The organism is Amphritea sp. (assembly GCF_016744155.1).
In the GTDB taxonomy this organism is placed as follows: domain Bacteria; phylum Pseudomonadota; class Gammaproteobacteria; order Pseudomonadales; family Balneatricaceae; genus Amphritea.
The window spans coordinates 1-13072 of the sequence record NZ_JADGEW010000042.1 but is presented as its reverse complement, the minus strand read 5'-3'; the positions used below and the strand labels follow the sequence as shown (position 1 = coordinate 13072).

Sequence of the window (13072 nt, the reverse complement as noted above, 5' to 3'; positions counted from 1 at the left end):
TCAAACACCTTTGACGCAGCCGAGTATCGCATAACTCATTGGAATAGATGGATATTTGTTTGAGCGTAGCGAGTTTATATCCGTCCCATTGAGTTAGAGAAACACAGGGTATTGAGCGAAGCGAAACAAGGAATAGGCGGCTGTCTTTACAAGAGTGTATTTGTAAGGGAAGGAGCTGTTGTTTCCCCTTAAAGGCTGGTAAGCCTAAAAGAAAGAGCCTCGCGGCCAGTGGCCCCTCCCACAATGAGTATGATTCAGATATTTAAGGCACAAAAAAACCGGCCTAAGCCGGTTCTGATGTGGACAAGAAGTGGTCACTATCTTGTCCTTTGCTTTTAACTACTTGATTTAAAAGCAATAATTTGGTGGAGATGGCGTCTAACGAATAGCTTGCTTAACTTATTGTTATTAAATAACTTATATATGTATGTTTTTTTATAGGCCCCCGTTTAAGCCCCCTTGGTTGTTTGTTCTGTAGAGCTAAATAATTATCCCCTCCTTATGTCTGGCTGCTAGTTGATAATGAGTGAATGCGGCGTTTACCCTCTTTCTACATGCTTATTCAAGAAGAAACCGAGAATGTGGAACTGTACGGATGGGGTCGGAGCTTATAGTAAATGGAGCTAAGACTTTGGGAACGCTGGTTTCGAGTGTTATATTGCCTATTCAAAAGAAGTCGCTTACGCAGACAGGATGTTAGGCATGGATAAAAAGCAACTTACCGAAACCGATATTATCAGCAAGTTTATCCTTCCAGCGGTCAAAGAAGCTGGTTGGGACGATATGAGTCAGATTCGCCAAGAGGTGAAACTGCGTGATGGTAAGGTCGTTGTGCGTGGTCAGGCGGCAGCACGTAAGAAAGTTAAGTCCGCTGATATTGTCCTTTATCACAAGCCCGGTATGCCATTGGCGGTAATCGAAGCTAAAGCCAATAAGCATGAGATCGGTAAGGGGATGCAGCAAGGCTTGGATTATGCCGGTCTGCTCGAAGTGCCTTTCGTATTCGCGACCAATGGTGATGGTTTTATCTTTCATGACAAAACCAATCCTGATGAGCTGGAAACAGAGATCAGTCTTGTCGATTTTCCTAGCCCCGCTCAGCTCTGGCAAAAATTCTGTATATGGCGCGGCTTCACTGAAGCTCAGTTGCCGATTATTACCCAAGATTACCATGATGACGGCAGCGGTAAGTCGCCCCGTTATTATCAGTTGCAAGCGGTCAATAAAACCCTAGAAGCAATATCACTCGGGCAGAATCGTGTGCTATTGGTGATGGCTACCGGTACCGGTAAAACCTACACCGCATTCCAGATTATCTGGCGCTTGTGGAAGGCTAAAAATAAAAAACGCATCTTGTTTTTGGCAGATCGCAATATTCTGGTCGATCAGACCCGTATTAACGATTTCCAACCCTTCGGTCAGGCTATGACCAAAATCACCGGTCGTACAGTTGATCCGGCCTATGAAATCCACCTTGCCCTGTACCAAGCACTCACCGGTCCAGAAGAATCACAGAAAGCCTATAAACAGGTCGATCCCGATTTCTTTGATTTGATCATCATCGACGAGTGCCATCGTGGCAGTGCCGCAGATGACAGTGCTTGGCGTGAGATTCTGGAATACTTCAGCAGCGCCACTCAAGTGGGTCTAACGGCTACACCTAAAGAAACGGAAGAGGTGTCTAACACTGATTACTTCGGTGAGCCGGTGTATACCTATTCACTTAAACAGGGTATCGAAGATGGATTTCTAGCGCCTTATAAGGTGGTGCGGGTAGATATCGATATCGACTTGCAAGGTTGGCGGCCAACGAAAGGGCAGGTGGATAAAAAGGGCGAAATGCTCGAAGACCGAATCTACAATCAGAAAGATTTTGATCGCACGTTGGTGATTGATGAGCGCACCGAGCTGGTGGCGCAAACCATCACCAGCTATCTACAGCGCACCGATCCGATGGCTAAAACTATCGTTTTCTGCAATGACATCGACCATGCGGACCGAATGCGCCGTGCGTTAGTTAATCTGAACCCCGAGCAAGTCGCCAAAAACGAAAAGTATGTGATGAAGATCACCGGTGATGATGAGATCGGTAAAGCGCAGTTAGATAACTTCATCAACCCTAAAAAGCCCTATCCCGTGATCGCCACTACCTCAGAGCTGATGAGCACCGGTGTGGATGCCAAGACCTGCAAACTGGTGGTATTGGATCAAAGCATTCAATCCATGACCAAGTTCAAACAGATTATCGGGCGCGGCACCCGTATTGATGATCGTTATAACAAACTGTGGTTTACCATTCTTGATTTTAAAAAGGCCACCGAACTGTTTGCCGATGAACGCTTTGATGGTATTCCTGAGCGGATAATGACCGCAGATCCAGGGGATATAATCGAGGGTGGCGGTGAACTGGATGATATTATTAACGGAGTAGATCCTGCCCCTGTTGATGATGCTGAAGGGCCAACAAACGAAGCTCCAATAGGTGAAGAACCTGGTATTTATGATCCATATCCTCAGGGAGGTGGCGATGGCGAATGGGATGATGAGTTACCTAAAATCACCAAATACTACGTCAATGGCGTCAAGGTAAAAGCCATTGCCGAACGGGTGCAGTATTACGACACCGATGGCAAATTAGTCACCGAATCCTTTAAAGATTACACCCGTAAAACGATGGCCAAGCATTACACCTCGCTGGATGAGTTTACCAAACGTTGGAATGACGCCGAACGTAAACAGGTGATCATCGATGAATTGGAGGGCGAAGGCATTCTCTGGGATGTGCTTGCCCAAGAGGTTGGCAAAGACCTCGATCCATTCGACCTGATCTGCCATGTGGTTTATGATCAGCCGCCGCTCACCCGTCAAGAACGAGTTGATAACGTTAAAAAACGCAACTACTTCACCAAGTACAGTGATACCGCTCAGACCGTGCTCAGCACGTTGTTGGAGAAGTACGCTGACGAAGGGGTGCAGGAGATCGAAAACATCCATGTACTCAAGGTGAAGCCCTTTGATCAGCTCGGGCGGCCTATCGAGATCGTCAAAAAAGGTTTTGGTAACAAACAAACCTACCTCGAAGCGGTGAGTGAATTAGAGGCTGAGATCTACAGTCCCGAACCGCGTAGCGCCTAACAATCTATTTTTCATCCCACGTGGCAGCCATCAGGCAACGTGGGTTATTGCTACTTAAACGTGGCTAGTTAAAAGAAAACTTTCTAAGAGAGAATTATGTCGATCAGTTCTGTTATTAAATCTATCCAAGACATTATGCGTAAAGATGCCGGGGTTGATGGCGATGCCCAGCGTTTAGGCCAGCTTTCTTGGCTGCTATTTCTCAAGGTGTTTGATGCTCAGGAAGAAGAGCTGGAGATGGAAATGGATAACTACCGTTTCCCTATTCCTGAAAAATACCTATGGCGTAACTGGGCGGCGGATGATCAGGGTATCACCGGCGATGAACTGCTCGACTTTGTTAATGATGACCTGTTCGGTGATCTGAAAAATCTAGCCGCGCCGGTGGATCTAAACCCACGAGGCTTTGTGGTGAAAGAGGCGTTTAGCGATGCCTTTAACTACATGAAAAATGGCACCTTGTTGCGCCAAGTGATCAATAAACTTAATGAAATCGATTTTACCGATTCCAGCGAACGTCATCTGTTCGGCGATATCTACGAGCAGATTCTGCGTGATCTACAGAGCGCTGGTAATGCCGGTGAGTTCTATACTCCACGGGCCGTCACCCGCTTTATGGTCAACCGCATCGATCCTAAACTGGGTGAGAGTATTATGGACCCGGCTTGCGGTACTGGCGGATTTTTGGCCTGTGCCTTCGATCATGTCAAAGCGAATTACGTCAAAACCGCTGCCGATCATCAGACCCTGCAACAACAGATTCACGGGGTCGAGAAAAAACAACTGCCGCACCTGCTTTGTACCACCAATATGCTGCTGCATGGCATCGAAGTGCCGGTACAAGTGCGACACGGCAACACCCTCAATAAACCGCTTTCTAGTTGGGATGAAGAGATCGATGTCATCGTCACCAACCCGCCCTTTGGTGGCACGGAAGAGGACGGTATCGAGAAAAACTTTCCCGCTGAACTACAAACCCGCGAAACCGCTGATCTGTTTTTACAGCTGATTATCGAAGTATTGGCCGCCGACAAAGGTAGAGCCGCTGTGGTACTGCCCGACGGCACGCTATTTGGCGAAGGCGTCAAAACCAAGATCAAAAAACTGCTCACCGAAGAATGTAATCTGCACACCATTGTGCGCCTGCCGAACGGTGTGTTTAACCCCTACACCGGTATCAAAACCAATATCCTGTTCTTTACAAAAGGCGAGCCGACAAAAGATATCTGGTTCTATGAACATCCCTACCCAGAAGGCGTAAAGAACTACAATAAAACCAAACCGATGCGCTTCGAAGAGTTCCAGACCGAGATCGATTGGTGGGGCGACGAGGCCGATGGTTTTGCCGCCCGGGTCGAAAATGAACAGGCGTGGAAAGTCAGTATCGACGAGGTGATCGCTCGCAATTATAACCTCGATATTAAAAATCCTCATGTCGGTGAACAGATTATTCACGACCCCGACCAACTGCTGACCGATTTCACCACACAGCAACAAGAGATCGGCGAACTGCGTAATCAGCTCAAAACTATTCTCGCTGATGCCCTCGGTAAGGGGGCGTGAGCATGAGCATCGATATAATTACCGACAATATTGATATCTGGACTTCGGCCATTAAAACCCGCTCCTCAACGGGGCGGGGCAGTAGTAAAAAGCTCGACCTTTATGGCATCAAGAAAATGCGGGAGTTGATTTTGGAATTGGCAGTGCGAGGCAAGTTAGTACCGCAAGATCCCAATGATGAACCCGCCTCAGTATTACTGGAGCGAATCGCTGCTGAAAAAGCGCAGTTGGTGAAAGAGAAGAAGATAAAGAAGCCTAAGGCATTAGCGGAGATTGGGGAAGATGAAAAACCGTTTTCTCTCCCTTATGGCTGGGCATTTGCCCGTATAACTGATGTGATTAATAGGATGTCGAACGGATTCAGCGGTAAGCAAAATAAAGAAGGTGATGGGTATCCCTTAACTAGGATTGAAACAATTTCTCATTCTACTATGAACTATAGTAAGGTTGGCTTTTCTCCCAAAATCCCGATAGAAAAGCTCGAGTATTACCAGCTACAAAAAGGAGACATACTATTATCGCATATCAACAGTGATTATCACGTGGGTAAAACGGCAATCTTTAATGGTAATTGCGAGATCTACCATGGGGTTAACCTGCTGCTCCTGCGTTGTAGTCATCAGTTTTCTCCGTACTACCTTGATCTTATTATTAATCAGCGCCGCCTTTCAGGTTACTTCTTATCAGTCGCGCAACATGCAATAGGCCAATCCTCGATAAATCAATCCATTGTACAATCTGTTGTAGTTGCAGCTCCTCCCTTGAAAGAACAACAACGTATCGTGGCGAAAGTCGATGAGCTGATGGCGCTATGCGATCAGTTGGAGGAGCAAACGGAAACCAGCATCGAGGCCCACGCCACGCTGGTGGAAACCCTGCTGGCCACCCTGACCAACAGCGCCAATGCCGCCGAGCTGCAACAGAACTGGACTCGCCTTGCCGATCACTTCGACACCCTGTTTACCACCGAACAGAGCATCGATCAGCTGAAACAAACCGTCCTACAGCTAGCGGTGATGGGCAAACTCGTCCCCCAAGACCCCAATGGCGAACCCGCCGCCGTTCTGCTGGAAAAGATCGCTGACGAGAAAGCGCAGCTGGTGAAAGAGAAGAAGATTAAAAAGCAGAAGGCACTGCCTCCGATTGGTGAGGATGAGAAGCCCTTTGCGCTGGCAAAGGGGTGGGAGTGGTGCAGATTGCAAGAGACTGTTTTGATTTTAGGGGATGGGTTGCATGGCACGCCTCATTATGACGAGAAAGGTGAGTATTACTTCGTAAATGGGAATAACTTGCGAGACGGGAAGATAGTCATAAAGCCTGAAACAAAAAGAGTTAACCAGAAAGAGTATGATAAGTATCGTAAGCAGCTCAACGAAAGGACTGTGCTGGTCTCAATCAATGGAACGCTCGGCAGCGTGGCTTTCTATAATGACGAGCCAGTGATGCTAGGTAAGAGTGCTTGTTACTTTAGTTTGTGGGACCAACTGGATAAGTATTTTTACAAACGGCTTATCGAATCTCCTTATTTCTTGGAGTACGCTTTTAGCAGGGCGACAGGTAGTACCATCAAAAACTTGGGGTTAAAGGCGATGAATGCCATGCCGATCGCTTTGCCTCCTTTGGAAGAACAGCATCGTATTGTTTCCAAAATTGACCAACTGATGACCCTGTGCGACCAGCTCAAAGCTCGCCTTCAAGACGCCCAAAAAGCCCAACTGCATCTGGCCGATGCCCTAGTGGAACAAGCTGTCGATTAGACCCCTCAAGGATAGAGAATGAAGCTCATTGAAGAGAAGTATCGTCGCCTGCAACCCACAATCGGCTACCAAACCGAGGAGGTAGTGACGGCAAAATCAACTACTACATCTGTTTATTCAACTGGTATGTCGATACCCTGGTGCTGGTTTGAGGTGTTTTGAGTATGGAAGATAAGATAACGTCGCTTCAGATTTTCTTTGCTGATGATGAGCTTGTCCCTCTTCCCGGGCAGGTAGTTATCTCTCCGATTGAGAGTAACTGGAACGATTATGGATATCGCATACGGTGTGTATTCAAGGCCTATCTAAGTGAAGACATTGACCCTATTGAGGGAGAGATGTTGATTGGATTTCTGCCCCCGTTAGAAGCGTCTAAGACCGAGCAAGAAGGATTCTATGAGCAGCGATCAACATTAGCTGATCTGATTAATGAATCAGGCAAGTCAGCAGCGACCCCCGAGGACCTGCCAGCCTTTTTTACTTTGCTACCCGACTTAAAAAGCTATAGGTATGTTGTCGACAGACTTAATCCCGAAGGTGCTGATCTTTTCTTGAAGTGTGTGAATGACCTTGTTGTTCACAAACAAGCAAAGAACCGTTGGATAGGTAAGGCGCTGGCTACGGATGTATTTAAACGTGGGTTCATGCGTAATTCTGAACCTTTCTTTGCTTTCAACAACGCTGATAGTGTGCTGGGAGGTGTGGAGGAGGAGAATTTCTCGGCGATATCTAAATCGCTAAATTTAAGTTTCAGTTTAGAAGGCTATCAAAATCCGCATAAAATTAACCTGCGCTTTTCGGACCAGGGACTGATTCCTCGCCGCATAAATGTACTTATCGGAAAAAATGGTCTCGGTAAAAGCCAAACGTTGAAGTATTTCTGTCGCGCTGCTTTGAGATACCAAGATCCAGAAGTCAGCTTAAAAGACAGTGTAAAGCGCCGGGGAAGACCAATGATCAGCAGAGTATTGGCTATCGCTACCCCTGGGGAAACTGGCAACACATTTCCTCCCGAGCGAAAAAAATCGCAGAAATTATTCTATCGGCGACTGAATTTGACTCGTAACGGTCGGGCCAGCACATCGCGCTCAATAGGTGAAGCGCTAGTTCAGCTAGCTCGTAGCGAAGAGTTCATTGGGGAAAATGAGCGATGGGATCTTTTTCTAAATGCCCTACAAAAATCGCTTCCGGTTGATTCGCTGGTCATCGCTCTTGAAAACGGCGAGCACATCCCCTTAACGCGATTTGCGAAAGGCTCCGAGCAAGCCAAATTAGATCGCTGGGGTAGTGTTGATCCTAAAATTGAGCCTCACTTGAAATTATCGGATAACACTTATCCGCTTAGTAGCGGCCAACTTACGTTCTTCAAATTTGCACTGCTATGCTGTCTTTATATCGAGAATGGTTCATTTGTGTTGATGGATGAGCCGGAAACCCACTTACACCCCAACATGATATCGGATTTCGTTGAACTATTGGATTTTTTGCTCGAGCACACAGGCTCTCAGGCGATTCTAGCTACACACTCAGCTTATTTCGTCAGGGAAGTTCCGAAGGAGCAGGTACATGTGTTTCAGGATCATGGCGACGGAGTTATCACTGTTGACCAGCCTCGTTTGAGAACTTTTGGTGCTACAGTTGATTCCATCTCTCAATTTGTTTTTGGAGAAGATGTTGATATTCGGTTAACGGATAAGATTTATGAAAAAATAAAAGGTCGCACTTTCGAATCCGTAGACGATGAATTAAGCGACCAGTTATCTTTGGCTGCTTTGATGCAGCTTCGGCGTAGATTGGAGGGCGCTTCGTGAAAAAGCTCCCAATACCAACAGTGAATGATGTTCACTCAACAACAGAGACGGCTGAAAATAAGCGATTAAAAAAGACTAGCTATCCGCTGCTAGCTCTTTCATTGCCAGCAATTTTAAATGAGTATGATACTTACCAGAATAATAACGGAAATGCGTTAAATATTACTCCTCTTGGCATTAACAGATCGCTCAAAATAGGGTTGCATAAAAATTATGCGTCGCCTCCGAACTCATTGTTGCATATAGCGAAGATAAGAGCCTCTTCCCCAAGAGTTTGCCCGATGTGTGGGTCACCTAAAACAACATCTTTAGACCATCTGTTGCCTAAAGAGGATTACCCTGAGTTTTCCATTTTTTCAAAAAACCTTGTTCCGGCCTGTGATTGTAATAGTAAGCGGGGTAAGGCAACAAAAAATCAGCTGACCGGTGCCCGGGTTCTGCATCCTTACTTTGACTGCTGCATGTTAGAAAGGCAGCTCTCATGCTCAATCTCGCCAAGGTTAAGGTTTCCTCAAGTTGATATTGCCATAGCCTATGCGAACCCTACAGACCCTTTAATAACCTCTATTGAATTCCATTATGACAAGGTTGTTAAGCCTTCTGGGCTTATAGGTTGGTTAGAAAGTCAATGGAGTAGTCTAGTTGATTACCCCGGAGGGGTTATTCATACACTGCCTCAGGAAAGAATCACTACTGCTGATGAGTTAAGAGGTTATCTGGAAGATGCCTTGCAACGGTATGATAGAAGTCATGGTACGCCTAACAATTGGTACTCCATTTTCGTTCATGGATTGCTGGAGTCGGACGGGGTGTTACCATGGCTCTTGGAAGCACATAACAATACTTAATCTTGTTATAGTTCTTGGCCTTCTAGGAAGGCGTACTGCTTTATTAGGTATGAGCGAGAGCGCTGTGTTTACTCTTCTTTGACTGCCCTTGTCAGAATTATATCATTCCCATCTTTATCAACCGAATGGGTGCAATAGTATCTTTGGCGCTTTTGCGGAGGTGTTTTTTTTGGCCAGAAATTCCAAGCGATAAATGTAATAAATGCCAATGTGACGATGATAAAAAATAGGTAGTCCATCGGTTTTAACCTCTATATTTCTCTATGCGCTGTTGCGGCATTATCATAGTCCATATCCCATTCTTCAAGCGTTTGGTCTTCAGGTGCTTTATGTCCATTTAATGGATGTATAGTGGCACTAACTTTATTCGTTGTCTCTTTAACCTTTACTTCGCAGTGATTTAGACACGTACCTGAAATAGTCTCTATAGCTGATAGGCAATGAGTTTGCGCCCTTTCCTTGTCAGGAGCTCTTGTCTGGTAATTGTTTGGGGTTTGTTTGGTGGATGTCTGCGTTATGTCAGCTTCTGTAACAAGGGAGATGAGCTCCTCATGTGTTATTGAAAATGGTTTTAATGTTTTATTAATCGCCTTCCCATTCTCATCAAGTTTAGCGCTTATCAACCTGTGTTTTAGCTTTCCCATGCAATCATGAAAAGCGGAAAGTCTTCTTGGCAGGGGGATGTTCATATCACGCCAGAATTTAGTAAACCCGCTGTGTTCTTTAACCGTAAACCTTTTTTTTGGGAGTGGTTTATTTTCATCCCCGAATCGAGTGTTTCGTCCTCTTGTCAGTTTTGCATTAAATATTGCGTAGGCAGTATTGCCTGTAACAGGATTGTACAACGTTAGATGGAGAGAGCCGGCTTTATGCTGAGTGTAACGGCCGGTAGTGTATTCTTGATAAGCAAAGCCAGTTTGATTTGATGTGATTAGAATTTCTGAGGCAACCTTTAGCCAGTTATCTTTTAACCAGCGGTCACTTGTTTGGGTGTCCTTGTTTTTTGGGATGAGGATTATCTTACCGTACTCAACGGCCAGATAGTCTGACCGTTGAAGTAGTGTTTTTAAAAGCTTAGACATGCGACTAAGCGGTTTTATTCAGTTGCTTTGAGGCTTCTATTCGATCAGCGATCCATTGTTGGATATCGGCTTCATCCCAAGCCACTAATCGTCCGCCTAACGCGATAGGTTTTGGAAATTCATTTCGGGACATGCGAACATAGATACTGCTTCTGCTAAGTCCTGTTGTTTTCTCAACTTCTGGTCTGCGGATAAGTCGTGTGGTGTTCATTGGTTGCTCCTGAGTGCTAATGAATTCAGGAGCAAGGTAATGTATATATTTGGAGTGTTTGTCCAACTGGATAAATTCAAAATCCAGTGGGTCAATTGCTTACTTCACTGAGGGCTTTCTGGACATGTTCGTAAAATGAGCTTCTGCTAAGTCCTCGAGAGCTGCTCTCAGGTATATATCGAGTGATTTTATGTTCATAAATTTGGTTTAGATTTGGTTTATTAGCTGTACCGAATTTGTTGCCAGATTCTTCCGCAAGTGCTCTCGTTAGAGTCCCAATTATTTTTAAAAGGGTTGATTCTTGGCGATCGGAAAGCTCTGTGAGATGGGTGTTCTCAGTTATTGAGTCAACGTTTTTCTGAGATGGTTTATGTTCTTTTAGGGATTGGAGTATTTCTGAAGCTTTAAAAATGCCATTGTCTTCTATGAAAGTTAATAGTTCTTCCTCCAATACAAAAGCAGTTGCCTCATGCGGATAAATATCCGGGTAATCTATCCAGTCTTCGAATATTAGTGTGAGTGACGAGTGTTTTTGGGAGGAGGTAATTCCCAATTCTTGGCATTTTTTATCAGTCAGTCCTGATGTTGAAAGCTCGGTGTCGATTACGCCTTCAAACCGATAAGTTAAGTCGGTATCCGCTGTGTGATTTATTATTAGTTTTGCAGGAAAAATACCTTCTACAAACACCTTCGATTTATTTCCCTTGGGGCCTAGTGCTACCACCCAGCCGCTGTACTCTAATAAAAAACTAAGTTCCTTTAACTCATCCCAAGATAGATCAGTGGCCATTACGGCATGGCGTAGAGGGATCAGTTTCTTCTTCAAATCAGACATGTTCATTTCCTAAATGAACCCCTGTTGTAAAACAGCATCAGCCTATCAGGGAACAGGTTTTCGGGAGCTACCCTAGGTGCTGTGTGCCTTTTTGTGTTGCTATGATGTTTTAGTTACAGATTACGCCCATCATGAAGGTCCTTGCTTTGATGCTGTCCTCTATCTCATCAAATACATCCATTGGGAGGAATGGCGTATTTTTCCCTGCTCGAATAGCCCTCTTAACTTTCTTGCCAAGCTCTAATGCTTCATCGAATGAGCTTCTATTGTTTAATTCAGTAACTACCGTTTTTACTGTCATATGTTCCATATTAGTTTGCCTTCCCAAAGTTTGCAGTGATTACATTGCCAGCTAAAGCCTGGGCCTTTAGCTGATCTAAATAATCTGCCCAGTGTTGCATCATTTTAGTTCTTTGTTCGAGATGCTTTGTTCGGTTATAGGCTCTGCCGTTAGCATCCTTAACCGCATGAGCAAGCTGCTGCTCTATCCATTCAACGCGGTAATTTAATTGTTCATCTAATAGGGTTCTAGCCATGGCTCTAAAGCCATGAGCTGTCATTGTGTCGTTGCTATAGCCCATAGTGCGTAAAGCGACTCTAATGGCATTTTCAGACATACAGCGACTGCGACCACGGGCAGATGGGAAAATATAGTCATCTTCACTGGAGAAATGGAAGAGTTCTCTGAGTTCTTTTAGAACTGTAAGAGCTTGAGTGCATAACGGAATGATATGTTGCTGGTGGGTTTTCTCTGCCACCAGCTCAATACGCAATTCTTCATGATTTATATCTGACCAGCGTAAGTGCCTTAATTCGCCTGGACGACAGAAGAAGAGAGCAGAGAGTTTTAATGCAGCTTTTACAACAGGAGTGCCATTAAATTCATCGATAGCAGCCATCAAACGGCCAGCTTCTTTTGGTGTGGTAATTGCTGAAAAATGCTTAGTTTTAGCTGATTTGAGAGCTCCCTTAAGGTCAGGGGAGGGATCTCGTTCTGCTCTTCCCGTTGCTATTGCGTAACGAAACACTTGCCCAGCGATCTGCTTGTCTCTATGGGCTGTTTCTACTGCGCCTCTGTCTTCGACCTTTCTAAGCGCGGCTAGCAACATGGGGGCGGTGACTTCGCTAATCGGAGTTGTGCCGATTGAAGGAAATAGATCGTGCTCGAGAGCTCTTCGAACGCGTTTCTGATATCCGGGGGTTTTATCGCTCTGTTTTGTTTCAAACCACTCAAGAGCTACGGATCGGAAAGCGTTCTCTGCTAAGAGTCTTTGTGAGGTCTTTTGAGCTTTTTTATGCGCAGATGGGTCAATGCCATCTCTAAGTAGCATTCGGGCCTCATCTTGCTTTTCCCTTGCTTTTTTCAAGGTGACTTCAGGATAAGGGCCAAATGATAGTTTTTTCTCTTTGCGGTTGAAGCGGTACTTTAGATAGAAAAGCTTAGAGCCATTCTTTTTTACCAATACATACAAACCTTTCTCATCGGAAAGTTTGTAGTCCTTTTCGCTGGCTTTGGCTGTTTTGATCGCTCGGTCTGTTAGCGGCATGATTACTTCCTGTATTCAGTCCAATTTGGGGGCCTCTCTTTTGGAGTGATTAAAAGCCCCCAAGAAAGCCCCTGATGAATGGGGGCTTTGCAAGGATGTATTAAGAACTGCTAGGAAGTGAGTATACACAAAAAACCCCACATGAGTGGGGTTTGGAGTACTTATCGGCAGTAATAAGATTTTTGTTTGGTGGAGATGGCGGGGTTCGAACCCGCGTCCGCCAATCCGCCGCCTCAAGATCTACATGCTTAGGTTTCTCTATTTAATTAACCCGTCACGACCC

The 13072-nt window shown here is 45.3% G+C and carries 11 protein-coding genes and 1 other RNA gene; 6 read left to right on the top strand and 6 right to left on the bottom strand.

The features are described from left to right. The first annotated feature begins 693 nt into the window (after window positions 1–693). The 6 genes from hsdR to QZZ54_RS18880 all read left to right on the top strand — a co-directional run bounded on the left by hsdR (window position 694) and on the right by QZZ54_RS18880 (window position 9114). Window positions 694–3135 carry an EcoAI/FtnUII family type I restriction enzme subunit R gene (hsdR, locus tag QZZ54_RS18905; RefSeq protein WP_366645949.1) on the top strand — a complete coding sequence of 814 codons (2442 nt, stop codon included), beginning with the start codon at window positions 694–696 and terminating at the stop codon, window positions 3133–3135. Between the two features lie 96 nt (window positions 3136–3231). Beyond that, complete coding sequence (locus QZZ54_RS18900; protein ID WP_290705731.1) at window positions 3232–4698, top strand: type I restriction-modification system subunit M; 1467 nt, start codon at window positions 3232–3234, stop codon at window positions 4696–4698. 2 nt (window positions 4699–4700) lie between these two features. Next, on the top strand, window positions 4701–6455 hold the full coding sequence (locus QZZ54_RS18895; RefSeq protein WP_290705729.1) for a restriction endonuclease subunit S: 1755 nt from the start codon (window positions 4701–4703) through the stop codon (window positions 6453–6455). Window positions 6456–6473: 18 nt separating this feature from the next. After that, window positions 6474–6617 (top strand): hypothetical protein, encoded by a 144-nt coding sequence (locus tag QZZ54_RS18890; RefSeq protein ID WP_290705727.1) that lies wholly within the window; start codon window positions 6474–6476, stop codon window positions 6615–6617. A 2-nt stretch (window positions 6618–6619) separates the two neighbouring features. After that, the gene (locus QZZ54_RS18885; protein ID WP_290705725.1) at window positions 6620–8266 is read left to right on the top strand and encodes an AAA family ATPase; all 1647 of its coding nucleotides are present in this window, start codon (window positions 6620–6622) and stop codon (window positions 8264–8266) included. Further along, entirely contained in the window at window positions 8263–9114 is an 852-nt protein-coding gene (locus tag QZZ54_RS18880) for a hypothetical protein (protein ID WP_290705723.1), read from the top strand. The genes QZZ54_RS18885 and QZZ54_RS18880 overlap by 4 nt, the downstream gene beginning before the upstream one ends. Before the next feature lie 251 nt (window positions 9115–9365). On the opposite strand, the gene QZZ54_RS18875 is transcribed toward QZZ54_RS18880, so the two are convergent. From QZZ54_RS18875 to ssrA, 6 genes are all read right to left on the bottom strand, one after another. Then, window positions 9366–10196, bottom strand: coding sequence for a hypothetical protein (locus tag QZZ54_RS18875; RefSeq protein ID WP_290705721.1), 831 nt, complete (start codon window positions 10194–10196; stop codon window positions 9366–9368). A gap of 4 nt (window positions 10197–10200) precedes the next feature. Further along, window positions 10201–10407: an AlpA family transcriptional regulator gene (locus QZZ54_RS18870; RefSeq protein WP_290705719.1), complete on the bottom strand. Its 207-nt coding sequence runs from the start codon at window positions 10405–10407 to the stop codon at window positions 10201–10203. Between the two features lie 91 nt (window positions 10408–10498). Further along, the gene (locus QZZ54_RS18865) at window positions 10499–11242 is read right to left on the bottom strand and encodes a hypothetical protein (RefSeq protein ID WP_290705717.1); all 744 of its coding nucleotides are present in this window, start codon (window positions 11240–11242) and stop codon (window positions 10499–10501) included. Between the two features lie 109 nt (window positions 11243–11351). After that, window positions 11352–11552: a hypothetical protein gene (locus QZZ54_RS18860; protein WP_290705715.1), complete on the bottom strand. Its 201-nt coding sequence runs from the start codon at window positions 11550–11552 to the stop codon at window positions 11352–11354. A 1-nt stretch (window position 11553) separates the two neighbouring features. Further along, entirely contained in the window at window positions 11554–12789 is a 1236-nt protein-coding gene (locus tag QZZ54_RS18855; RefSeq protein WP_290705713.1) for an integrase arm-type DNA-binding domain-containing protein, read from the bottom strand. 187 nt (window positions 12790–12976) lie between these two features. Continuing rightward, window positions 12977–13072: a transfer-messenger RNA gene (gene ssrA / locus QZZ54_RS18850) on the bottom strand; the annotation flags it as partial.

Coding starts and splice junctions, on each gene's coding strand:
- QZZ54_RS18855 (WP_290705713.1), bottom strand. CDS start 12,789: ATGCCGCTAACAGACCGAGCGATCAAAACAGCCAAAGCCAGCGAAAAG.
- QZZ54_RS18860 (WP_290705715.1), bottom strand. CDS start 11,552: ATGGAACATATGACAGTAAAAACGGTAGTTACTGAATTAAACAATAGA.
- QZZ54_RS18900 (WP_290705731.1), top strand. CDS start 3,232: ATGTCGATCAGTTCTGTTATTAAATCTATCCAAGACATTATGCGTAAA.
- hsdR (WP_366645949.1), top strand. CDS start 694: ATGTTAGGCATGGATAAAAAGCAACTTACCGAAACCGATATTATCAGC.
- QZZ54_RS18865 (WP_290705717.1), bottom strand. CDS start 11,242: ATGTCTGATTTGAAGAAGAAACTGATCCCTCTACGCCATGCCGTAATG.
- QZZ54_RS18885 (WP_290705725.1), top strand. CDS start 6,620: ATGGAAGATAAGATAACGTCGCTTCAGATTTTCTTTGCTGATGATGAG.
- QZZ54_RS18875 (WP_290705721.1), bottom strand. CDS start 10,196: ATGTCTAAGCTTTTAAAAACACTACTTCAACGGTCAGACTATCTGGCC.
- QZZ54_RS18895 (WP_290705729.1), top strand. CDS start 4,701: ATGAGCATCGATATAATTACCGACAATATTGATATCTGGACTTCGGCC.
- QZZ54_RS18890 (WP_290705727.1), top strand. CDS start 6,474: ATGAAGCTCATTGAAGAGAAGTATCGTCGCCTGCAACCCACAATCGGC.
- QZZ54_RS18870 (WP_290705719.1), bottom strand. CDS start 10,407: ATGAACACCACACGACTTATCCGCAGACCAGAAGTTGAGAAAACAACA.